Raw genomic sequence first — 22,652 nt, forward strand, 5'->3', positions numbered from 1 at the left:
GCCGGGCCTCACGCATGCCCGGCCGATGGCGTGTCGTCCTCGTGCACGTGCGCCTTCTGCTCCCGGTAGTCGGTGATGTGCTCGTAGACGCTCTCCGGGAACTGGAGATCCTTGTAGACGTTGCAGGCGTCCGGGTCCTCCGCGTTGGGGCAGAGGGGGAACTCCTGCTGCGCCTGGAACTGGAGCACCTTCTCGCGCCTCGGCGGACTGTAGTCCCGCCCCTTCACCTGCTCGACGAGCGAGACCGCCTGCCGCTCGTCGCAGGCCGGGTCCTGCATCAGCGTCTGGCGCAGCTCCTCGTCGTCCATGAAGTACCGCGCCACCATCGCGAAGACGAGCCGGCCGAAATGGCCGATGTCCTGGCCCGCGTCGAGCGAGTCCAGCAGGTGCGCCATCATCCCGTTCTTCCGGAGCGCCTCCCGCCCGCTGCTGCTCCGGCGCTCCTTGCGTGTGCGTGCCATGATTGAAGTGTCCTCTCGTGGAATCGGCTGGAGCGCGTCTCACTGAAACCGCGTTCAGTCCCCTCCCTCGAAAGTAGGCACCCTCCCCGGCGCGGCCAGGGGTCCCCTCCGTCCGTCTCCAGACGTCCGCGCAGCAGGCATGCGGGCTTCCCGCAGGGCCCCTTCCCGCCACGCAACACCCCCGCCACAACGTGCTTGGGCACGCCCCCCCGCCCCCCTAGAGTCCGCGCCCCATGGAACTCGAGCTTCGCAACCGTCGTGCCCTCGTCACCGGCTCCACCTTCGGCATCGGCTTCGCCATCGCGCGCGGGCTCGCCGCCGAGGGCGCCCACGTCATCGTCAACGGCCGCAAGAGCGAGTCGGTGGACAACGCCATCGCCCGCATCCGCAAGGAAGTCCCCGGCGCCCACGTGGAGGGCGTGGTGGCCGACTCCGGCACCGCCGAGGGCGCCCAGGCCGTGTTCGCCCGCGTCCCCTCGGTGGACATCCTCGTGAACAACCTGGGCATCTTCGAGCCCCGGCCCTTCTTCGAGATTCCCGACTCCGAGTGGATGCGCTTCTTCGAGGTCAACGTGCTCAGCGGCGTGCGCTTCTCCCGGCACTACGCCCCCGGCATGCGCGAGCGCGGCTGGGGCCGCATCCTCTTCGTCTCCAGCGAGTCGGCCCTCAACATCCCCAAGGAGATGATCCACTACGGCACCACCAAGACGGCCCAACTGAGCGTGTCGCGCGGACTCGCCATCGAGCTGGCCGGCACCGGCGTCACGGTGAACGCCCTGCTGCCCGGCCCCACCAAGACCGAGGGCGTGCAGGACTTCGTGCAGAGCCTCGCCACGGGCAGCGGGCGCACCCTCCAGCAGACCGAGTCCGACTTCTTCAAGTACGAGCGCCCCACCTCGCTGCTGCAACGCTTCGCCACGCCCGAGGAAGTGGCGAACCTCGCCGTGTACCTGTGCAGCCCGCGCGCCTCGGCCACCACCGGCGCGGCGATGCGCGTCGACGGCGGTACCGCCAACTACATCCTGTGAGCCGGAGCCCACCATGTCCCCCCTCTCCAGCCTGACCAACGCCCTGTCCCAGCTCGCCTCCGCCGAGATGCTGCGCCGCACCTGGAACGTGCTGCGCCACGCGCCCGGCGGCGGCGTGCTGATGGGACAGATTCTCGGCAACCTGGCGCCCTATACCGGCACCATCCACCCGGAGGTCCTCACGCTCGAGGAGGGCTACGCCCGGGTGCGGATGCGCGACCGGCGCAGCGTGCGCAACCACCTGCGCTCGGTGCACGCCATCGCGCTGATGAACCTGGGCGAGGTGTCCACCGGCGTGGCGATGATGTCCGCCCTGCCCGAGGGCCTGCGCGGCATCATCACCCACCTCGAAATGGACTACCTGAAGAAGGCCCGCGGACACATCACCGCCGAGTGCCGGGCCCCCGTCGCCGCCGCGGGCGAGCGGCGCGAGTACGAGGTCCAGGCCGACCTCACCGACGAGGCCGGCGAGGTGGTGGCCCGGGCCCGCGCGCGCTGGCTCATCGGCCCCGCCTCGCACTGACCCGGGCCTCCGGACACGCGGGGTTCAGGGCCCCGCGTCCACTCCGGCGTCACCGGTCGGCACACCACCGGGCGGCGTCCCGCCATCCGGCTGCGTGCCGCCGTCCGCGTCCGTGCAAGGGTACGGGTCGCCGCCATCCGCCACGGTGCCGCCATCCTGCGCGGACGAGGCGCAGTGGGGCTCGGTGTCGTAGCACCAGTAGCGGTCGGCGCCGCCATCCGGCGCGGGGGCGTCACAGGGCGGCATGCCGTAGCAGGCCATCAACGTGAGGCTCGCCACGCTCGCGCCGGCCAGACAGAACAGGCCCTTGAGCAACATGCCGCCCGCCGGCGCGGACGCCAGCATCGGCGCACCGCAGTGCACGCACTCGGCGCTCGCGGGGGGGACGAAACCACGACACTTCTGACAGGTGGAGAGAGCGGACACGGGATACCTCGTTCCAGGGGCTACCCTCATGGTAGCCGGACGGGCGGGCCTACAGCGAAGAGCGTGCCGAGCGCCAATGTGCTGGAATGACTGGGTTCGCCCTTTCCCCTGCCCCTGACACGCGCGTCAGGGCGAGGGGCACGCCCGCTTCTTGCTCCGGCCCCGCTCATGTCCATGTTGCGCCGACTCGACGTCTCCCGCCCCGACTACCACCCGGCCTACGTGGTCTGGGAGCTGACCCTGCGCTGCGATCAGCCCTGCACCCACTGCGGCTCGCGCGCGGGCACCCACCGCCCCGACGAGCTGTCCACCGAGGAGGCCCTCGGCGTGGTCCGGCAGTTGCGAGAGCTGCGCGCCCGCGAGGTGGTGCTCATCGGCGGCGAGGCCTACCTGCACCCGGGCTTCCTCGACATCGTCCGCGCCCTGAAGGAGGCGGGCATCCGTCCGGGGATGACCACCGGCGGCCGAGGCATCACCGAGTCCCTCGCCCGGCAGGTGGCCGAGGCCGGACTGTACGCGGCCTCCGTCAGCATCGACGGCCTGGCGCCCACGCACGATTTGATGCGCGCGGCCCCGGGCAGCTTCGACTCGGCCACGGCGGCGCTGCGCTTCCTCGCGGGGGCCGGCGTGCGCGTGGCCGCCAATACCAATATCAACCGCCTCAACCAGGCCGACCTGGAGCCGCTCTACGAGCACCTGAAGGGCCTGGGCATCCTCGCCTGGCAGCTGCAAATCACCGCCCCGCTCGGGCGCGCGGCGGACCGCCCGGCCATGCTGCTCCAACCGTGGGATTTGCTCGACGTGCTCCCGCGTATCGCGGCCCTCAAGACGCGTGCCTTCGAGGACGGCATCACCCTCATGCCCGGCAACAACCTGGGGTACTTCGGCCCCGAGGAGGGCCTGCTGCGCTCGCCCCGCCCCGACGCCGGAGACCACTGGCGCGGCTGCATGGCGGGCCGGTACGTGATGGGGATTGAGTCCAACGGGGCCGTGAAGGGGTGCCCCTCCCTGCAGACGGCGCACTACGTAGGCGGCAACCTGCGCCAGCAGCCGCTGCGGGAGATCTGGGAGGGCTCGCCCCAGCTCGCCTTCACGCGCACGCGCACCGTGGAGGACCTCTGGGGCTTCTGCCGCACCTGCCCCTTCGCCGCCACGTGCCTGGCCGGGTGCAGCTTCACCGCCCACTCCCTCTTCGGCAGGCCGGGCAACAACCCCTACTGCCATTTCCGGGCTCGGACGCTGGCCAGACAGGGCCTGCGCGAGCGCGTGACGCCCAAGGCCCCCGCCCCCGGCCAACCGTTCGACAACGGTCTGTTCGAGCTCGTCGTCGAGCCGCTCGACGCGCCGGACCCGCGCCCGCCCACGCCGCGAGAGTTGGTGAAGAAACGGAAGTGGCCCGAAGCCGGGACGCCATGAGCCGTCCGGTGCATGCTGGCGCCTTTCCTGGCCGGCCCCGGAGGTTCACATGGCGTCCCCCGTGTTCGGATTCGCGGATCTGCACTGCCACCTGATGGCGCACCTGGGCTTCGGCGGACATGTGCTCGCCGGCTTCCCGGATGGGAACCTCGAGCAGGCGCTCTCGCGCTGTGACCTCCACCTGCACGGGCCTGGGGGCCTCGGCGGCAACATCGGCAAGGGCTGGTCCCCGCTGGTGGCCCTCTTGGAGGGAGGCCTGGGCCACGGCCCCTGCGGCCACGGCACCTACGCCGACTGGCCCCGCTTCACCACGCTCATCCACCAGCAGATGTTCGTGGACTGGCTGAAGCGGGCCCACGACGGAGGGCTGCGCGTGCTGTGCAGCGCGGCCGTCAACAACGAGCTGCTCGCCGAGCAGAGTGGCCACCCCGACAAGGACGAGAGCTCCATCGAGAAGCAGATGCGCGAGCTGCGCCGCTTCACCGAGCGGCACGCGGACTGGATGGGCCTGGCCCTGAGCGCCTCGCGGGCCCGGCAGCTCGTCGCCTCCGGCAAGCTCGCCGTGGTGGCCAGCGTGGAGGTGGACTCGCTGGACAGCCTCCTGGGTGACCGCACGGCGCTCAACCAGCAGCCCCTCTCCCTGGAGCAGCTCCCGCGCATCCTCCGGTGGCTGCGGGATTTGGGCTTCCGGATGATGACGCCGCTGCACCTGGCCGATAACAGCTTCGGTGGCGCCGCCGTCTACGACGACAAATTCAACCTGCTCAACCACTTCCTGCGCGGGCGCTTCTACGACGTGCGGGGGGCGCCCGACGTGGCCTTCCGGCTCGGCGGAAAGGACCTGGACACCCAGACCAGGCTGGCCATCTCCTTCTACGAGCTGACGCGCCGCGCGCACTACCCGCAAGGCTATGCCCTCAACGCGCCGGGCCAGGGCCACGCCAACCAGCGCGGCCTCACGCCCACCGGCGAGGCCTTCCTGCGCGAGGCCATGCACCAGGGCTTCCTCCTCGACGTGGAGCACATGTCCGAGCGCTGCACCGATGACGTGCTCGCCCTGGCCGAGCAGGCGGGCTACCCCGTCGTCGCCTCGCACTGCGCCTTCCGCGAGCAGGGCCTCTCCACCCAGGAGACGAGCCGCAAGGCCAAGCGTGCCAACGAGTACATGAAGACGCACGAGCAGGCGCGGCGCATCCTCTCGCTGGGCGGGCTGCTGGCCCCCATCACCCACCAGCACGAGCTCAAGGACCTCCCCGGCAGTACGGTGGAGAACGACTGCGCGGGCACGAGCAAGACGTGGGCCCAGTCCTACCAGTACGCGCTCGCCGTGCTGCGCGAGGTGGGCGCCGGGGGCGTGGCCATGGGCACCGACTTCAACGGCCTCAACGCGCAGCCCGGCCCCCGCTACGGGCCCCAGGCCGCCCACGGGTTGAAGGACGACGCCCTGCGCCTCAAACGCCAGCCCGTCCAGCAGATGCTGCAGCGCAACCACCCGCCCCTGTCCTACTCGGGCACCCTGTACCGCACGACTGTGCCCTTCACGAAGTCCCGCGCCGGCTCGCGCGAGTTCGACTTCAACACCGATGGGCTCGCCCACGTCGGCCTGCTGCCGGACTTCATCCGCGACCTCGTCCACGTGGGCCTGACGGACACGCAGCTCGAGCCCCTCTTCTCCTCGGCCGAGGCCTTCCTGCGCATGTGGGAAGCCTGCGAGGCCCGGGGCGCGGCCCTCACCTCGGGCGAGCTCACGGACGCGGCCATTCCCCGCTTCCCCGCAGGGCCCGCCCTCAGGCTCGCCGCGAGCCTCGCCCCGGCGCAGCCCGAGCCCCCACCCGCGCGCAAGCGCGGCACCCGGGCGAAGAAGGCCGGCTCCACGTCGCGCTCGAAACAGCGCCGCTCCCGGCGGTGAGCCACGCGAGCCCCTGTTGTCTCGCGCCTCACCCTGGCCTCGTGCCCCGGGGTGATTCCACGCTCCGCGACACGCCGTTATGACCGCAGCATCCGCGTGGCGACGATTCGTCCGCATCGCCGAACCACGCTCCGGGGGGAGACTGCCATGACGGAGAGACCTGCCACGCTCGTGCTGTCCGGCGGTGGTGCCAAGGGTGCGTTCCAGGTGGGGGCCGAGCGCGTGCTGCGCGAGGACTTCGGCTTCCGCTGGGAGCGCATCTTCGGCGTGTCCGTCGGGGCCCTCAACGCCACGCTCCTCGCCCAGCAGGAGTACGGGCGGCTGATGCAGCTCTGGCTGAACATCCGCGAGGAGGACATCTACAAGAAGTTCCCCTGGGCCCTCGTGGCCTTCCGGCTCGCCCTGCAGCGCAAGCTCGGGTTCTACGATGACACGCCGCTGCGCAAGCTCATCCAGCAGCACGCCTCGGGGCGGCCCTTCCGCGTTCCCGCCCACGTGGGCCGCGTCTCGCTCGTGTCCGGAGAGTACGAGCTGATTCCCAGCGACGCGCCGGACTTCCTGGACGCGGTGTGGCACAGCGCCACCATGCCCGTCATCTGGGAGGCCATTGGCGACAAGGCCTACGTGGATGGCGGCCTGCGCAACGTCACCCCGCTCGGCGACGCGCTGAACTTCAAGCCGACCGAGATTGTCGTCATCCCCTGCAGCTCGGCCGGCATCGACACCGCGAAGCCGCCCGCCACCATCCTGGACGCGGCCAAGCGCAGCCTCACCGACATCACCATCAACGAGATTCTCCGCAACGACGTGGACGAGTTCGTCCGCCTCAACGACCTGGTGCGGCAGGCGCACGACGCGGGGGTGACGCTCAAGAAGCCGGATGGCATGCCCTACCTCTACTGCCCCATCACGATCATCGAACCGACGAAGGCCATGGGAGACACCCTGGACTTCTCGCCGGAGACGATCCGCCTGCGCATGCGCCACGGCGAGGAGGTGGCCCGGTCCGTCCTCCAGCAGGCGGAGGTGAACCGGTTGAACCAGGTGCTGGTGGCCTCGCTGCCCACGCCCCAGCACCCCCACCCCGCCTGAGCCGCGCGGGCCAGGAATAGAAAAGCCCGCCGGGTGTCCTGGGGAGCCACCAGGGGGCCGAGCCATCCGTGGCTCGGCTGCTTCAACCCCTGCTCCACCCCCTTCGACTCCCGACCCATGACCACTTCCCGCAGGCAGTTCCTCCAGTTCTCCCTGGCCGCGGCCGCTTTGACGGCGTGCGGCACGGGCATGAAGGCCACCTCTGGAGGCGGCGCCCCCGCTTCCAAGAAGCACATCCTCGTCCTCGGCGGGACGGGCTTCCTCGGCCCGGCGTTCGTCACCGCCGCCCAGGCGCGCGGCCACACGCTGACGCTCTTCAATCGCGGCAAGACGCGGCCGGAGCTCTTCCCGGACGTGGAGAAGCTGCACGGAGACCGCGACCCGCTCAAGGGCGAGGGCCTCAAGGCGCTCGAGGGCCGCTCGTTCGACGCGGTGCTCGACACCTCGGGCTACTACCCGCGCATGGTGCGCGCCTCGGCGGAGCTGCTCGCGCCCCACGTGGGGCAGTACATCTTCATCTCCAGCGTGTCCGCCTACTCGAAGAACGACACGCCCGACGCCGACGAGAACGCGGAGACGGCCACGCTCGCCGATCCCACCGTTGAGACGATGGGCAAGAACTTCGAGAACTACGGCGGGCTCAAGCGCGCGTGCGAGCAGGCCACGGAGAAGGCCCTGGGAGGCCGCGCCACCGTCGTGCGCCCCGGCTACATCGTCGGCCCCGAGGACCGCACGGACCGCTACGTGTACTTCCCCCTGCGCTACGACAAGGGCGGCGAGATGCTCGCCCCGGGCAGCCCGGAGGATCCGCTCCAAATCATCGACGTGCGCGATCTGGCCGAGTGGCTCGTGCTGCTGGTGGAGCGCAACACGACGGGCACCTTCAACGCCGTGGGGCCGGAGAAGCCCTGGACGATGGGAGAGATGTTCGCGGCGTGCAAGGAGGTGACGGGCAAGGACACGAAGCTCACGTGGGTGCCCGGGGAGTTCCTCCTGAAGAACGGCGAGGACGGCGAGGGGGCCCTCCCCATCTGGGCGCCGGCCTTCGGGGCGTACGCGGGCATGCACCGGCGCAGCAATGCCCGGGCGGTGAAGGCGGGGCTGCGCTTCCGCTCGCCCGTCGTCACCACGCGGGATGCGCTGGCCTGGTTCCAGAGCCTGCCCGAGGAGCGCCGCAACCAGCTGCGCGCGGGACTGCCCGCCGAGCGCGAGGCGCAATTGCTCTCGCTCTGGGCCCAGGCCCAGGGCAACAAGCAGGGCTGAGCCGGGCCGGCGGAAGCGTGCGGGAGCGGACGGACTCCCCGCCCCCGCGTCTCCGGCCAGCAGGCGAGCAACCCCCGCCCCGGCCTCCCGGAGCGGGGTGAGACGAGGGAGCGCTCATTGCCGCTGCGCGAGGGAGCATCACCTTTGCGCGAGCCATCTCATGCTGGAGGCAAGCGCATGGCGAACACCCAGGCCGATGTCGAGACGCTCAACTCCTTCCTCCGCGGGGAGATCTCCGCGGTGGAGACCTACCGCCAGGCCATCGACCACGTGTCGGATGACCGGATTCGCACGCAGTTGGAGGACTGCCTGCAGGACCACGAGCACCGCGTGGAGACGCTGCGCGAGCGCGTCGAGAAGCTCGGGGGCATGCCGTCCGAGGGCTCGGGCCCGTGGGGCACCTTCGCGAAGCTGGTGCAGGGCGGCGCGGATCTCCTCGGGGAGAAGATGGCCATCGCGGCGCTCGAGGAGGGCGAGGATCGCGGCCTCGCGGACTACCAGAGCGGCATGGACAAGGCGCACGGCGAGGCCCGGCGCCTCGTGCGGATGGAGCTGCTGCCCGCGCAGAAGCGCACCCACGCGCAGATGAGCCGCCTCAAGAAGACGCTGCACTGACGCCTGGACGGCGGGGGCGGGACAGCGCCGCCCACGCCATGGCCAGCACGGTGAGCACCGAGAGGAGCGCCGCCGGACGCGCTCCTCGCGAGGGCCCGAAGCGCAGCACCACCTCGCCCGGGCCCGCGCGCAGCTTCATCAACCGCGCGCCCTCGACGAGGGCCGGCTCGAGCGGCACTTCCTGGCCCTCGCGCGTGGCGTGCCATTCGGGGGCCCAGTCCATCCACAGTAGGATCTCGGTGGGCTCGGGCCCGGTGAGGCGCAGGCGCACCGCCTCGTCCTCCCAGGACAGCACCCGCGCCTGCGCGCCCGGCGTCACGGCGCCCACCCGGGGGAGCGGCCGTACCTCGCGCACCTCGAAGCGGCCCTGCCGCGCGAGCACCGGCAACCCGCCCAGGGGCCCGCTCGCCGACGCATCCATCAGCACCGCCGTCACCCCCAGACGCCCCAGCATGAGCGGGTTCGTGGTGCTGAACTTGCCGCCGAAGACGGTGGCCGGAGTGTAGCCCACTTTGAAGAAGGGGCGCTCCAGCCACGGCACCGCGAGCACCAGGCAATGGGAGTGGGGCGAGGGGCTGTAGAGCGCCAACCGCCCCTCGCCCAGGCGCGGGCGGACGTCGTGCAGCAACCGCGCGAGCCCGGCCTCCTCCCCGGCCGTGTAGCACTGGAATTGCTTCGGGGGCTCCGACGTCCCGCCCGGTGGATCTCCCCCGCGCAGCCGCCACGTCCCCACGCCCGCGACGGACAGCAGCCCCAACGTCCCCACCGTCCACCAGCGGCGGGCACGCCACGCGAGGAAGCACTCGCGCCCCGCGAGCCCCGCGAGCCCCCCGAGCAGCAGCCGCCCCACCGCCCGGAAGCGCATCACCTGCAGCCCCTCCAGGGTGTGATTCTTCTCCAGCCCCAGCAGCCGGTAGGGTCCGTCCGTCGTCAGCACCAGCGCGCCCCAGGTGGCGAGCACCAGCCAGCGGCCCCACGCGCCGCCCTTGCGCCACGCCACGGCCGAGCCCAGCAGCGCCAACGGGCCCACCCAGCCGGGCAGCCCTGGCACGAGCTCCCCGCCCCACACCCCACTGCCCAGCTTCGCCAGGGGCAGTGGCGGCGCGCCCACGTGCTCGGCCTGCGGGGCCCGGAGGAGGAAGGGGATGAGCCACCACGCGGCGAGCCCCAAGCCCACGGCGGACACGGCCAGTCCCCGCAGAAGCACGGGGCGCCAGCCGCCCGCCTCCCGCCAGAAGAAGGCCCCCTGGAGCGCGGCGAGCGGGAAGAAGAGGACGAGCGCGAAGGGGTGGAACAGCAGCGCCAGCCCCCACAACACACCCGGGACGAGGGCCTCGCGGCGTCCGCCCTCCACGAGGTAGCGCGGCAGACGCGCGAGCACCGCCAGCACCAGGGCCACGGACGCGCCAAAGGGCCAGACGCCCATGTCCAGGTACCAGTGCCGGCCTCCCGCGTACGTGCCGCCCCGGTCCACGAAGAGGCACAGCGCCAGCACTCCCAGCGTCCAGAGCGGGCCGAGCACCGGACGCAACAGCACGAAGAGCGCCAGCGCGAAGCCCCCGAGGAAGGCGCCCAGGACGACGGCATAGCTGCCGTCCCACCCCAGCACGCCCCCGGTGAGCAGGTGGAGGCCGGCGAGGGTGAGGCTGGCGAGCGGCGGGTAGAAGGCGTTGGCGGGATGGCCCGCGAACTGGAAGTCGCTCCAGCCCACCAGGCGCCCGGAGCGCAGCAGACGCTCGGCCTCCACCGCGTTGGCGAGGTGGACGTTGTGGTCGGCCGAGTGCGGCGGCACGCCCCACCACACCGAGGGCCACAGCAGCGTCCCGAGCAGCACGGCCAGCACCGGTGCCCACCGCTCGACCCGAGCTCCAGAGTCCCTCACGCCCACGCTCCGTCCCATGGGCCATGTACACTACACCCGATGGAGAGCCCCCTGCCCAAGGCCTGCCCCCGTTGTGGAGAGCCTCGCATCCTCGCGCCGGAGTGCCCGAGGTGCGGCGTCCTCTACGCTCGGGCGGAGGCCCGTGCCGCGCAGCTCGCCGCCCGGGCCGCACCACCGGCTCCCGCCCGCGAGGAGCCCCCACCGCCCTCCCCCGCCGAGCCCGAATTCTCTCCGTCCCCCTCGCTGGAGGGCAGCGCGTGGGGCGGAGAGCTCGAGGACGCTCGGCGCGAGCTGCGCATGCGCCTCGTCGCCCTCCCCGCGGCGCTGGGCGTGGCGTGGCTGCTGGTGAAGAGCCCCCTGTGGGGCGGCCTGGTGCGCATCTTCCTCTCCATGTGGGTTCACGAGCTGGGCCACGCCGTCACCGCCTGGTTCTGCGGCTTCCCCTCCATGCCCGGGCCCTGGGTCACCCATACCGGGGAGGAGCGCTCCACCGTCGTCTTCCTGATGCTGGCCACGGCGCTCGGCGGGCTCATCATCCGCGGCTACCTCACGCGCAGCCGGGTGCTGAGGGTGGCGGGCGCCACGGGGCTCGTCCTCCAGCTCGTGGGCACCCGGGTGCTCTCCCCCTGGAAGGGGCAGATGCTCGTCACCTTCGGAGGCGATGGCGGCTGCCTGGTGCTGGGCAGCCTCCTCATGACGAGCCTCTACGCGCGCCAGGACTCCGCGCTGCGCCGGGGCCAGCTGCACTGGGGCTTGCTGGCCATTGGCGCCGCGGCCTTCATGGACGCCTTCGAGCAGTGGTGGGCCGCCCGGACGGACTTCGAGCGGATTCCCTTCGGGCAGATGGAGAACGTGGGGCTGAGCGATCCCTCCAAGCTCGTGGACGTCCACCACTGGGGCGAGCTGGAGCTCATCCACCGCTACAACGGCCTGGGCCTGGCGTGCCTGGCCGCGCTCGCGGTGCTCTACGCCGTGGGGCTGCTGCGCGCCCGGGCCGGGCTGCGCGCGGGGGAGCGCGAGCCCGGGGCCTGACGGACGCCGGGGCGCGGCTCAGGAGCCGCGGGACTTGCCCAGCGGGTGCCCACCGGCGGACTCGGCCAGGGCCTGGATGGACTGGACGCGCCGCTCCGCCTCCTGGGCATCCAGGAAGATGTGCAGCATGTCGCGGATGGTGGGCAGCGCCCGGGCCAGCGAGGTGGGGGTGAGCAACTGCGGCTCCACCCCGGCCTTGCGGCACGCGCGCGTCATGGTGGAGGGGGCGATGACGGGCGACAGGCCACAGCGCGCCACCAGCGCGTCGAAGAGGGAGCCATGCACCGAGCCCACGGACGGCGCGTGGGCGGGCGGCGCCACCGGGGCCACATGGGCCAGCGGGGCGGCGGGGGCCGTGGCGCGGGGCAGGTGGTGGGACGAGGTGGAGGACGCATGCGCGGCGTGCGCGGCCGGAGCAGCGGCCTGCTCGGACTCGGCCCGGCGCCGCAGCTCGGTGCGCACCTGCGCGCGCAGCACCTCGATGTCTTCCGTCTTGGAGCAGAAGGCGTCCACCTTCACCGCCAGCGCCTCGGAGATGAGCTTCGCGTCGAAGCCGGCCGTCAGCCCCACCACGGCCACCTGGGCCGTGGCCGGCAGCGCTCGCACCGCGCGCACCCACTCCGGACCCTCCAGCCCCGGCATCTCCAAATCCAGCAGGATGCAGTCCACCGGCTGGGCCTCCAGCAGCCGCATGGCGTCCTCGCCGGACTCGGCGATGATGACGTCATGGCCGTCCTTGCGCAGGGCGTCCCCGGCGCGGTGGCGGAAGTCGATGCGGCCATCCACCACCATCACCCGGCGGCGCCTGCCGGCCGACACCAGCCGCGGCGTGCCATCCGCCTCGGGCACCTGCGTCAGCTCATGGGCGCGCCGCACCACGTACGCCGAGTCGTAGGGCTTGCCCACGTAGTCATTGGCGCCGTGCGAGAGGCCCTTGAGGCGCTCGTTCACCGCCGCCTCGGTGGAGAGCATCAGCACCGGCAGGTGCGCGGTGCGAGGCGAGCGGCGCAGCTCCTCGAGCAGCTCCACGCCCTCCCCATCCGGGAGGATCATGTCCAGGATGACCAGGTCGAAATCGCCCTCGCTCAACGCCTTGCGGGCGACCGCCAGGCTCTCGCACAGCGTGGTGCCAAAACCCGCGGCACTCAATACCCCGCGCATGTCCGCCCGGACCGTCGCGCTGTCGTCCACGATGAGTACACGTGCCTTCATGCCGTTCCTTCCCTGGCGCCCGCTCGCGCGAGAGCCGTCAGCAGGGGTGGGATGTCCGTCAGCCCCACCACGTGCTGTGCAGCCCCCAGCCGGATGGCCTCCCGGGGCATGCCGAATACCACGCAGGTCGATTCATCCTCCACCACCGTGGAGGCCCCCGCGCGTCTGAGCGCCGCCAACCCCTCCGCCCCATCCCGTCCCATGCCCGTGAGCAGGCAGCCGATGGCGGCCGCCCCCAGCTCCCGGGCCACGGACTCGAACAGCTCGTCCACCGAGGGCCGGCACGAGTGCCGCTCCGGCCCGTCCACCAGCCGCAACCGGCCCGCCCGCACCACCAGGTGCCGGTTGCCCGGCGCCATCCGCACATTCAACCGGCCCGGCATGGAGAGCAACTCCCCATCCACCGCATTGCGCACTGACAGGCCGCTCTGCGTCTCCAGCCACTCGGCCATGGCGGTGTCGAAGTGCTCGGTGATGTGCAGCACCAGCAGCACTGGCAGGGGAAAGTCGCCGGGCAGCGAGCGGAGGATGTGGCGCACGGCCGCTGGCCCGCCCGTGGAGGCCCCCATCACCAGCAGCCGGGGGGGGACCTGGAGGGCGGACACCCGCGGCGGCTGCGGCGCGTGGGGCTCCAGCCGGGCCCGGACGTGGGTGATGACGCGCACCCGCGCCGCCGTCCGCACCCGCGCCATCAGCATCCCCATCCACTTGGCGTCCAGGATGCCCGAGGGCTTGTCCACCGCATCCACGGCCCCCGCGGCCAGCGCGTCCATGGTCCGCAGCCCCTCGGTGCGGTTCTCCGCCGCCGAGAGCACGACGATGGGCGTGGGACAGTGGGCCATGATGAGCTCGGTGGCCCGCAGCCCGTCCACCTTGGGCATCACCAGGTCCATCGTCACCACGTCCGGACGCAGCCGCTGGCACTGCTCGAAGGCCTGCTGCCCATCGGCGGCCTCGCCCACCACCTCGCACGAGGTGTCGAACGCCAGGGCATCCGCCAGCCGGCGGCGCACCGTGAGCGAGTCGTCGACGATGAGGACCCGCAGACGCGTCACGCGGGCTTCCTCCCGGCCGTCAGACGGGCCACGGTGTCCAGGTAGCCGTGCTGCTGGAACTCCCCCTTGACGATGTAGGCCGACACGCCCGCGTCCTTGCCGCGCTGCTTGTCCTCGTCCGTGGCCAGCGAGGACACCATGAGGATGGGCAGCGACTGGAGCGCGGGAATGGAGCGCACGCGGCGGGTGACGTCCAGGCCCGTCATGCCCGGCATCTCCACGTCCACGATGAGCAGGGCGTGGCCGCCGCGCTGAATCTTCTCCAGCCCCTCCTCGCCGGAGGCGGCGAGCTCCACCTCGTAGCCGGCGGCCTCGAGGATGCTCTTCTCCAGCATGCGGGTGGTGACGGAGTCATCCACCACGAGGATGCGGTGGCGCTGCGAGACGCGCGCCTTGGGGGGCCCGCCCGAGGAGCCCGCCTGCACCAGGCGCACCAGGCCCGAGGTGTCCAGCAGCAGCAGGGGTACACCCTGCTCGTCGAAGCTGGCCCCGGCCACCAGGGGCAGGGAGGGCACGGTGGCGGGCAGGGGCCGGCTCACCCGGCGGGAGATGCCCAGCAGCCTGTCCACGCCCACCGCGGCCTGGCCCGCCCCGCCCGCGTTGAGCACCAGCACGGACCAGGTCCGGGGCCGCTGCGTGGTGCCCGCGCTCCCCAGCGCGTCCACCAGGGGCAGGAAGGGCAGCACCTCGCCCGAGTAGGAGATGCACGCACGCGCGCCCGTCCAGGTGACGGCCTCGGCGGGCATGTGGATGGCGCCGGTGAGCGCGTCCAGGGGAACCAGCAGGCGCTGGCCGCCGGCCTCCACGCCCAGCATCTCCAGCGAGGCCAGCGTGAGGGGCACCTCCAGGGTGATGCAGGAGCCCTGGCCCGGCCGGGTGCTCATGGACACCTCGCCCTTGAGCCGGCGGACGGTGTCGCGCACCACGTCCAGCCCCACGCCGCGGCCGGATACGTCGGTGACGGCGCGGGCCGTGCTGAAACCGGAGTGGAAGAGCAACTGCAGCAGCCCGTCCTCGTCCAGGGCGGCCACCTCCTCGGGGGTGACCACGCCGCGCTCCAGCGCCACCTGGCGCACCCGCCCCAGGTCCACGCCGCGCCCGTCGTCCTCGCACACGAAGAAGACGCGTCCGCCGCGCCGCTGCACCTTCACCGAGAAACGGCCCGTGGGCGGCTTGCCCGCCGCCTGCCGCTCCTCGGGCGTCTCCAACCCGTGGTCCACCGCGTTGCGCACCACGTGCAGCAGCGCCTGGCGCACCGCCGACAGCACGTGCCCATCAATCTGGATGTCACCGCCCTCGGTGTGCACCTCCACCTGGCGGCCCAGTGAGACGGCCACGTCCCGGGCGGCCAGCTCCATGGGGCCGAAGAGCGTCTGCGCCGGAACGAGCCGCAGCGTATGCGCCCCGTCCCGCAGGCGCGCCAGCTCCGACTCCACCTGGCCCAGCCCGCCGCCGAACTGCCGCCCCGTCTTCACCAGTGAGGAGCGCAGGCTCTCGGCCACGGCCATGACGCGCGACTGCCAGCGGGCCCGCTCCGCGGGCGAGCCACTGGTGGCCACCGGCGCGGTGAGCTGCTCGAGGAGGGTGCTCGCGCTGTGCTGGGCCTGTGCCAGCGACTCCACCCCCCCGCGCAGGCCGCCCAGCTGCACCACCGCCTCGGACAGGCCCTCCAGCAGCGTGTCCAGGCGCGACAGCTCCACGCGCACCACCTCGGAGGAAGGGGCCTCGGGGGCCGCCACCGCCGGAGCCCCCTCCTGGGGCTGGCCCGGCTCCTCGGGGGCGGGCGCCGGCGCCGGGGCCTCCAGCGCGTCCAGCGCCTCCGCCATCTGCCCCACCAGGCGCAGGAACTCGTGCACGCTGTCCACGGGCAGGGCGCTGCCGCTGTTGCGGTAGGGCTGGAGCGCGTCCTCCACCGAGTGCGCCATCTCCGCCAGCTGCGTCTGTCCCACCACGCGCGCCGCCCCCTTGAGGGTGTGCGCATAGCGGAAGAGCTCGGGAATGGCCTTCGCCCCTCCCTCGCCGTCGGCCAGCGAGAAGAGGCCCTGCGTGAGCTGTTCAATCAGCTCCCGGGCCTCGATGCGGAAATAGCGGTACGGATCGCTGTCCAGGCTCATGTGGACGTCATCGCCCCTGCTGGGGGGCCGCAGCCTCCTCCAGCAACTTTCGCACGAGAGAGTCGATATCGAGTACCGGCAAGGGAGGCACGTCCGGCAGCAGGATGCTGGAGCCCAACAAGGGGTGGGTGGCGGAACTACCCCCGGGCCGGAGCTGCTCCCGGGTCGCACGCAGCTGCCCCTCGAAGCCGGCCGCGGCCAGCCCCACGCGGCGGGCGCCGCCGGCCAGCAGGAGCCAGCGGGGAGGCTCGCCCCCGGACGGCAGGCCCAGCAGCGCCGCCAGGTCGTGCACGGCGATGAGCTGGCCCCGGAGCCCCGCCAGCCCCAGCAGCGAGGCCGGAGCCCCGGGCAGGCGCACCAGTCGGGGCATGAGGTGGAGGCCGGAGAGCTGCCCCAACGGCGCGGCCAGGGGGGCACCGCCCACGCGCAGCCGCAGCAGCGCCTCGCCCGGGTCCTTCTGCGGCGGGGGCGGGCGGGAGAAGGAGGAATCGAAGCTGTCGCGCAGCTCGTCCAGCCGCAATGCCGCTCGGGTGCGATGCAGACTCATGAATTCTCCGTACACGCCTGCAGCTCCTGCAGGACCACTTGCATCAATCCATGACGCCCGAAGCCGCCCCCGAAGAGCGCCAGGTACAGGGGCTTCTCCTGGGGCAGCATCGACAGGGCCATGCGCAGACCCACCCGGGCTTCAACCACGTCCCCGGCCCGGCGCGCCAGTGTTCCCGCGCGCAGCTGGCCCAGGGCGAAGGTGGGATCCGCGCGCACGGCCGCGGCGTACCGGCCCCGGGCGCCCCGCTCGTCCCCGAACTGCTCCAGGCACAGGCCCAGCAGGTAGTGGGCCGGAGCCTCGGTGGCGCTCGCCGTGGCGAGCTGCCGGCCCAGCTGCTCGGCCTGACTCAGGCGCCCGGCGTGCAGGTGCAGCACCGCGCGCAGCAGCAGGCCCATGGGCTGGGTGGCCTGGGACAGCGACTCCAGCAGCGTCCCGGCCTCCGCGTAGCGCTCCGCCTCCAGCAGCTGCAGCACCCCGTCCAGTCCCTCCAGGGGCGGGGGCGGCGTGGGAGGCGTGAATACCGGCGCGCTCACGCTCGAGGCCGCCCGCTGCGGTGCGGCGGACGGCGGCACGGCCAGGGGGGCGGGAGGCGCCGGCGGCCGCAGGCGGTAGTAGAAGGCGTCCCCGCCGCGCAGCAGCTCGAAGTCCTCGGAGATGCCGCGCAGCGTCTCGCTCGGCCCGAGGAAGAGGTAGCCGCCGGGAACCAGCGCCTGCGCCATGCGGGCGATGATTTTCCGAATCACCTCGGGAGGGAAGTAGAGCACCACATTGCGGAAGAAGATGGCGTGGAAGGAGTTGGGCGCCCAGAAGGCGGCGGACTCCTCCAGGAGGTTGCGCTCCTCGAAGACGACCTGCTCCCGAAGCTGGGGCCGGAGGGCGAACCCCTCGGGCGTGCGCTGGAACCACTGCTCGCGCATGGCGAGCGGCACGGCGCGCAGCGACCAGGGCGAGTAGCAGGCCCGGCGGGCGTGGGCGATGGCCCGGGGATTGACGTCGATGCCCATGACGCGCAGCCGGGAGGCGTCCACGCGGCCGCGCTCGCGGGCGAGCAGGGCCACGGAGTAGGGCTCCTCTCCGGTGGAGCAGCCGGCGCACAGCACGCGCACATGAGGCGTCTGACGCAGGAAGGAGGGCAGGACCTGGTCCACCAGCGTCTCGAGCTGGGTGGGGTGGCGGAGGAAGTACGTCTCCCCCACGGTGAGCCGCTCGGCGAGCGCCTTCCACTCCGCGGGCGAGGGGGTGGAGGCCAGCTGCTCCAGGTACTTCTCTACCCCGGACCCGGAGGCCCGCTCGGTGAGCAGGGACTCCAGCTCGCCCCATTGGGGCGGGTCGTAGTGCAGGCCCAGACGCTGCTCCACGAGCGCGGCGAAACGGCCCACGGGTGTGCGGGAAGGCGCGGCAATCACGCGCCCCCCTCACCGGAGGCGGCCCGCAGCCGGCCCCAGAGCTCCTCGGGCAGAAGGCGGGAGGCGGCCAGCATGGCCAGCAGGCGGCCATCGAACGAGCCCAGGTGCTGGAGGTGACCGCTGGCGGTGGCACGCAGCAGGGCGGGCACGGAGTCGACCGTCTCCTCCTCCAGCCACCGCAGGCCGTGCACCTCCTCCACCTCGAGTGCCAGACGCCCCTCGGGCACCCGCAGCGAGACGAAGCGATGGCCGGCGCTCCCCTGGGCCGCGGCTCCGCCCAGCAGCCTCGCCAGGCTCACCACCGGCGCGGGCGCCCCTCTCACCAGACACACTCCCCGCACGAAGTCCGGGGCCGCGGAGACCGGGGTCACCGGCAGCGGCCTCATCGTCTCCTCTACTTCCTCGAGCGGCAGCGCGCACATCCACTCCTGCGCCCTCACCACGAGGAAGCAGCGCGACCCCTGCCTGGGCATGACTCCCCCTTCGGGTTCGAAATCCACGCAAATCATGCACCGTCAACAGATGTCAAGGCGAGGGCTGGTTGCATCCCACGGCCGCCTGCACGCCGCTGGCTCCCGCTGGACGCACCCCGACGCACCCCCGAGCACACCTGCGCTGAAGGCATACAAACCGCACCCACTTCCCGAGCCCACGGCACATCCACCGACGGCTTTGCTTTAAAGCCAGACGGAAATTTAGAACCCGCACGCAAACCCTTTCCCCCCGGTGCCACGTTGCCAGTCTTTCCGTGAAGAATTCGCGCGGCCTCCCGACAAAGTCTCGACATTTCCGGCGTCCTCCTGGTAATTGAGAATTGCCGTGTAGGCGTGGACGGCTCAGGGGTTGGCCCCGGCCGGCTTCGAAACAAGACAGTGTTTGCTCTGTGCTCGAAGACGCGCCGCGCGAGTCTTTTCCATGGCTGCGGGGAGCAATCTCACGCAGAGTGGTGCCCTGACGTAACAGACAGTGATTGCCACCAACCTGCCCTGCGCAGGCCGCCGAGTCGGAACCACGGGAACGGAGTCGACGCGTATGATTCGGATCGGGCGAAGGCAGTTCACCGCCGGGCTGGGAGCCTCGCTGCTGGCGGCGCCGCTGCTGCGGATGCTCAGCGGGGAGGCCCAGGCGGCGACGCCGCTGGCCAAGCGGCTCATCGTCATCTTCACGCCCAACGGCACGGTGCACAACCACTGGCGGCCGAGCGGGACGGAGACGGCCTTCTCGTTCCCCGCGGGCAGCATCCTGGAGCCGCTCAGCCGCCACCAGTCCAACGTGCTGGTGTGCGAGGGCATCGACTTCGTGGAGGTGGACAACCACGAGGCGGGCATGGCCAACATGCTCACCGGCGGAGGCACGGCGCAGAGCACCTCCGGCGGCCTGTCCGTCGATCAGTTCATCGCGAGCAAGATTGGCCAGGACTCGCGCTTCCGGTCGCTGGAGTTCGGCGTCCAGACGAGCATCTGGGGCGCCGCGCGCTCCACGCGCATGTCGTACTCGGCCCCCGGCGTCTTCGTGTCGCCCGAGGACAACCCGCGCAATGCCTTCCAGCGCCTCTTCGGCGCGCTCGGGGGTGACAGCACCACCGCGGACAAGCTGCTGCGGCGCCGCAAGAGCATGCTGGACCTGGTGCGCGGCGAGCTCAACGACTTGTCGCAGCGGGTGGGCGCCGAGGAGAAGCGCAAGCTCGAGCAGCATCTGGAGGCGCTGCGCCAGACGGAGAAGGGGCTGACCGAGCCCGTGGCGCTGCCCGGGTGCCCCTCGGCCACGGCGCCCGCCTCCATCGACGTCAACGCCAACGCCAACTTCCCCGCCGTGGGCCGCGCGCAGATGGACCTGATGGTGAGCGCGCTCACCTGCGGCATGACGCGCGTGGCGTCACTGCAATGGGCGCACACCGTGGCGCCCCAGGTCTTCAGCTGGGCGGGCGAGGCCGAGTCGCACCACGAGCTGTCGCACAAGGACGACTCCAACGCCGCGGGGCTCGCCAACTTCGTCACCTGCGAGCGCTGGTTCGCCGAGCAGTTCGCCTACCTGCTCGACGCCCTCAAGGCCCGCCCGGACCTGGAGGGCGGCGGCACGATGCTCGACTCCACCCTGGTGGTCTGGGCCAAGGAGCTCGGCGACAGCCGCCTGCACACCTGCCGCTCGGTGCCCTTCGTCCTCGCCGGGGGCGGCAGCAGCTATTTCCGCTTCGGGCGCTACCTGCGCTACAGCGGCGCCCCGCACCAGAAGCTGCTCACCTCGGTGTGCCACGCGCTGGGCGTTTCCATCGACACCTTTGGTGATGCCACCAAGGCCAGCGGTCCGCTCGACGGGCTCGCCTGACGCCTCTCCCCCCTGCTCATCCCACCTCGAGATTAGGAGGCAGACCCGTGCTCACCTCCCGGCACCTCACTGCCCTTGGCGCGATCATCCTCTCCGCCACCCTGCTGTCCGCCTGCAAGGAGCCGGACGGCTGCCCCGATGACCTGGAGTACTTCCGCACCCGGCTGTGGGAGCCGGTGATGTCCGTGCAGTGCATCGCCTGCCACAAGGCGGATGGAGTCGCGCAAGGAACCCGCCTGGTCCTCCTGCCCCCGGACGCACCGGGCGCGGTGGAGCGCAACTTCATGACGGTGCGGGCGCTGGCGCGCGAGAAGGTCAACGACGTGCCCCTGCTGCTGCTCAAGCCCTCGGGCATGCACCCGGAGGGACATGGCGGTGGCACGCTCATCGCCCAGGACAGCTCGCGCTACGAGAACTTCCGGCGCTTCACGGACCGCATCAATGGCGTTGCCGGAGCCTGCGAGGCCTCCGCCGTGGGGACGTGCGCGCCGAACAGCCTGGATCCAAGCGCGAAGCGGCGCATCCGCATGCTCACGCGCTTCGAGTACGACAACACCCTGCGCGACCTGCTCTACCTGGACTCCAGCTGGGGCCAGTCCCTGCCCGCCGAAGAGGTGGTGAACGGCTTCGACAACACCTCGGACGCGCGCGCCGTGGGCCAGCTGCTGACGGACAAGATGCTCAGCGCCGCCGAGCAGGCCGCCGAGGCCGCCATCGCGAACCTGTCCCAGCACGTCTCGTGCGAGCCGGGGGATGAGTGCGCCCTGAAGTTCATCCAGGACTTCGGCCTGCGCGCCTTCCGCCGCCCGCTGACGGACGCGGAGCGCCTGCGCTACCAGTCGCTCTACACGAGCGTGGCGCTGGAGGACGGGTACACCGAGGGCATCAAGGCCATCATCGCCGCCATGCTCCAGTCCCCCAACTTCCTCTACCGCACGGAGCTGGGGCAGCACCAGGGAGACGGGCTGTACGCGCTGACGGATTACGAGGTGGCCTCGGAGCTGTCCTACCTCTTCTGGGGCTCGATGCCGGACGAGGCGCTCTTCGCCAAGGCGAGCGCGGGCGCCCTGCACATGCCCGAGCAGATCTCCACCGAGGCGCGCCGCATGCTGGCCTCGCCCCGCAGCCGCTCCATGCTCGACCATTTCGTGAGCCAGTGGCTGGACCTGGAGAAGCTCACCCAGGCGCAGAAGGACGCCACCGCCTTCGCGGACTTCGACTCCAACATCCGCTCGGCGATGAAGTCCGAGACGCAGGAGTTCTTCGACTACATCGTCCGCAACAGCAGCGGCCAGCTGCCGGAGCTCTTCTCCGCCGATTACACGTTCGCCTCGGATCCGCTGGCGTCCTTCTACCGGCTGCCGTCCAGTCAGGTGGCCACCGCGACGACGACGAGCACCGGCCTGCGGATGTGGGAGCTGACGGGCTCGGGGCGCGGCGGCATCCTCACCCAGGGCAGCATCCTGGCGGCCCAGGCCACGCCGCAGACGTCCTCGCCCGTGCGCCGCGGCAAGCTCGTCCGCGAGCGCCTGCTGTGCCAGCCCCTCCCCCCTCCGCCTCCGGGCCTCAACGTGCAGCTGTCCCCCGTGGATGAGAACCTGCCCAACCGCGGGCGCTTCCAGGAGCACTCGCGCAACGCGGCCTGCGCGTCCTGCCACCAGCTGATGGACCCCATCGGCTTCGGCTTCGAGCAGTTCGACAGCGTGGGCCGCTACCAGCCCCAGGCGAACGGACAGCCGGTGGACGCCAGTGGCGAGGTGCTGTCGTCGTCCGCCACCAACGGCACCTTCAACGGCGTCAACGAGCTGCAGCAGAAGCTGGCGCAGAGCGAGGACGTGCACACCTGCTTCTCCATGCAGTGGCTGCGCTTCGGCTATGGCGTCTCCGGGGATGACGAGTCGTGCGTGAACCGCCAGCTCACGGACCGCTTCCGCCAGCAGGCGCTGAGCATCCCGGAGCTGATCATCTCGCTGACCCAGCTGCCCCGCTTCTCCATGCGCCTCGGAGAGGTGAGTGGCACGGTCGACCCGGGCACGGGAAGTGGCGGTGGCACGGGCGGTGGCGGAACGTCGGCCTCCGGCAACGCACAAATCACCGTGATTCCTCAGGACGATTGGGGCAGCGGCTACTGCAGCAACGTCAAGGTGACCAATCCGAGCTCGTCCCCCCTCGCCTGGCGCGTGAGCATGAGCGTGGACGGCACCATCACGCACGTCTGGAACGCCAGCGCCACGCCTTCCTCGGGAGGCCAGACCGCCTTCGTCGGCGAGGACTGGAACGCCCAGTTGGAGCCGGGTGGCAGCACCAGCTTCGGCTTCTGCGCGACCCGGTAGCCTCCACGCT

At 71.7% G+C, this 22,652-nt stretch carries 19 protein-coding genes; 10 read left to right on the forward strand and 9 right to left on the reverse strand.

What is annotated here, in order from left to right:
* Nucleotides 1–8: 8 nt before the first annotated feature.
* Entirely contained in the window at nucleotides 9–461 is a 453-nt protein-coding gene (locus ACJ8AN_RS33080) for a hypothetical protein (RefSeq protein WP_407759540.1), read from the reverse strand.
* Nucleotides 462–694: 233 nt separating this feature from the next.
* Here ACJ8AN_RS33080 and ACJ8AN_RS33085 point away from each other — a divergent pair, with 233 nt between their 5' ends.
* Both ACJ8AN_RS33085 and ACJ8AN_RS33090 read left to right on the forward strand, forming a co-directional pair.
* Complete coding sequence (locus tag ACJ8AN_RS33085) at nucleotides 695–1,489, forward strand: SDR family NAD(P)-dependent oxidoreductase (protein ID WP_407759541.1); 795 nt, start codon at nucleotides 695–697, stop codon at nucleotides 1,487–1,489.
* Between the two features lie 13 nt (nucleotides 1,490–1,502).
* On the forward strand, nucleotides 1,503–2,012 hold the full coding sequence (locus ACJ8AN_RS33090) for a DUF4442 domain-containing protein (RefSeq protein ID WP_407759542.1): 510 nt from the start codon (nucleotides 1,503–1,505) through the stop codon (nucleotides 2,010–2,012).
* A 24-nt stretch (nucleotides 2,013–2,036) separates the two neighbouring features.
* Here ACJ8AN_RS33090 and ACJ8AN_RS33095 read toward each other — a convergent pair whose 3' ends face one another.
* Nucleotides 2,037–2,438: a hypothetical protein gene (locus ACJ8AN_RS33095; protein WP_407759543.1), complete on the reverse strand. Its 402-nt coding sequence runs from the start codon at nucleotides 2,436–2,438 to the stop codon at nucleotides 2,037–2,039.
* 174 nt (nucleotides 2,439–2,612) lie between these two features.
* Here ACJ8AN_RS33095 and ACJ8AN_RS33100 point away from each other — a divergent pair, with 174 nt between their 5' ends.
* From ACJ8AN_RS33100 to ACJ8AN_RS33120, 5 genes are all read left to right on the forward strand, one after another.
* Nucleotides 2,613–3,854 carry a radical SAM protein gene (locus ACJ8AN_RS33100; RefSeq protein WP_407759544.1) on the forward strand — a complete coding sequence of 414 codons (1,242 nt, stop codon included), beginning with the start codon at nucleotides 2,613–2,615 and terminating at the stop codon, nucleotides 3,852–3,854.
* Between the two features lie 49 nt (nucleotides 3,855–3,903).
* A complete protein-coding gene (locus tag ACJ8AN_RS33105; RefSeq protein WP_407759545.1) occupies nucleotides 3,904–5,763 on the forward strand; it encodes a membrane dipeptidase in 1,860 nt (619 codons plus the stop codon).
* Between the two features lie 147 nt (nucleotides 5,764–5,910).
* Complete coding sequence (locus ACJ8AN_RS33110; RefSeq protein WP_407759546.1) at nucleotides 5,911–6,855, forward strand: patatin-like phospholipase family protein; 945 nt, start codon at nucleotides 5,911–5,913, stop codon at nucleotides 6,853–6,855.
* Nucleotides 6,856–6,972: 117 nt separating this feature from the next.
* Nucleotides 6,973–8,118 (forward strand): NAD-dependent epimerase/dehydratase family protein, encoded by a 1,146-nt coding sequence (locus tag ACJ8AN_RS33115; protein ID WP_407759547.1) that lies wholly within the window; start codon nucleotides 6,973–6,975, stop codon nucleotides 8,116–8,118.
* Between the two features lie 177 nt (nucleotides 8,119–8,295).
* On the forward strand, nucleotides 8,296–8,733 hold the full coding sequence (locus ACJ8AN_RS33120; RefSeq protein ID WP_407759548.1) for a DUF2383 domain-containing protein: 438 nt from the start codon (nucleotides 8,296–8,298) through the stop codon (nucleotides 8,731–8,733).
* On the opposite strand, the gene ACJ8AN_RS33125 is transcribed toward ACJ8AN_RS33120, so the two are convergent.
* Nucleotides 8,714–10,615 (reverse strand): hypothetical protein, encoded by a 1,902-nt coding sequence (locus ACJ8AN_RS33125; RefSeq protein WP_407759549.1) that lies wholly within the window; start codon nucleotides 10,613–10,615, stop codon nucleotides 8,714–8,716. The genes ACJ8AN_RS33120 and ACJ8AN_RS33125 overlap by 20 nt on opposite strands.
* Nucleotides 10,616–10,654: 39 nt before the next feature.
* On the opposite strand from ACJ8AN_RS33125, the gene ACJ8AN_RS33130 reads away from it, so the two are divergent.
* A complete protein-coding gene (locus tag ACJ8AN_RS33130; protein WP_407759550.1) occupies nucleotides 10,655–11,647 on the forward strand; it encodes a hypothetical protein in 993 nt (330 codons plus the stop codon).
* 18 nt (nucleotides 11,648–11,665) lie between these two features.
* Here the strand turns inward: ACJ8AN_RS33130 and ACJ8AN_RS33135 are convergent, their stop codons facing one another.
* The 6 genes from ACJ8AN_RS33135 to ACJ8AN_RS33160 are packed head-to-tail and all read right to left on the reverse strand — an operon-like array spanning nucleotide 11,666 to nucleotide 18,457.
* A complete protein-coding gene (locus tag ACJ8AN_RS33135; protein WP_407759551.1) occupies nucleotides 11,666–12,859 on the reverse strand; it encodes a PleD family two-component system response regulator in 1,194 nt (397 codons plus the stop codon).
* Entirely contained in the window at nucleotides 12,856–13,914 is a 1,059-nt protein-coding gene (gene cheB, locus ACJ8AN_RS33140) for a chemotaxis-specific protein-glutamate methyltransferase CheB (RefSeq protein ID WP_407759552.1), read from the reverse strand. The genes ACJ8AN_RS33135 and cheB overlap by 4 nt, the downstream gene beginning before the upstream one ends.
* Nucleotides 13,911–16,028, reverse strand: coding sequence for a response regulator (locus tag ACJ8AN_RS33145; RefSeq protein WP_407759553.1), 2,118 nt, complete (start codon nucleotides 16,026–16,028; stop codon nucleotides 13,911–13,913). The genes cheB and ACJ8AN_RS33145 overlap by 4 nt, the downstream gene beginning before the upstream one ends.
* Before the next feature lie 7 nt (nucleotides 16,029–16,035).
* Nucleotides 16,036–16,575 (reverse strand): chemotaxis protein CheW, encoded by a 540-nt coding sequence (locus ACJ8AN_RS33150; protein ID WP_407759554.1) that lies wholly within the window; start codon nucleotides 16,573–16,575, stop codon nucleotides 16,036–16,038.
* Nucleotides 16,572–17,984 (reverse strand): CheR family methyltransferase, encoded by a 1,413-nt coding sequence (locus tag ACJ8AN_RS33155; RefSeq protein ID WP_407759555.1) that lies wholly within the window; start codon nucleotides 17,982–17,984, stop codon nucleotides 16,572–16,574. Before ACJ8AN_RS33155 ends, ACJ8AN_RS33150 begins: the two co-directional genes overlap by 4 nt.
* Nucleotides 17,981–18,457 carry a chemotaxis protein CheW gene (locus ACJ8AN_RS33160; protein WP_407759556.1) on the reverse strand — a complete coding sequence of 159 codons (477 nt, stop codon included), beginning with the start codon at nucleotides 18,455–18,457 and terminating at the stop codon, nucleotides 17,981–17,983. Before ACJ8AN_RS33160 ends, ACJ8AN_RS33155 begins: the two co-directional genes overlap by 4 nt.
* 559 nt (nucleotides 18,458–19,016) lie before the next feature.
* On the opposite strand from ACJ8AN_RS33160, the gene ACJ8AN_RS33165 reads away from it, so the two are divergent.
* Both ACJ8AN_RS33165 and ACJ8AN_RS33170 read left to right on the forward strand, forming a co-directional pair.
* Entirely contained in the window at nucleotides 19,017–20,309 is a 1,293-nt protein-coding gene (locus tag ACJ8AN_RS33165) for a DUF1552 domain-containing protein (RefSeq protein WP_407759557.1), read from the forward strand.
* Nucleotides 20,310–20,356: 47 nt separating this feature from the next.
* Nucleotides 20,357–22,642, forward strand: a complete 2,286-nt coding sequence (locus tag ACJ8AN_RS33170; RefSeq protein WP_407759558.1) for a DUF1592 domain-containing protein — start codon at nucleotides 20,357–20,359, stop codon at nucleotides 22,640–22,642.
* Nucleotides 22,643–22,652 lie beyond the last annotated feature (10 nt).

It is taken from the genome of Archangium sp. (genome assembly GCF_045802675.1).
Taxonomy (GTDB): Bacteria; Myxococcota; Myxococcia; order Myxococcales; family Myxococcaceae; genus Archangium.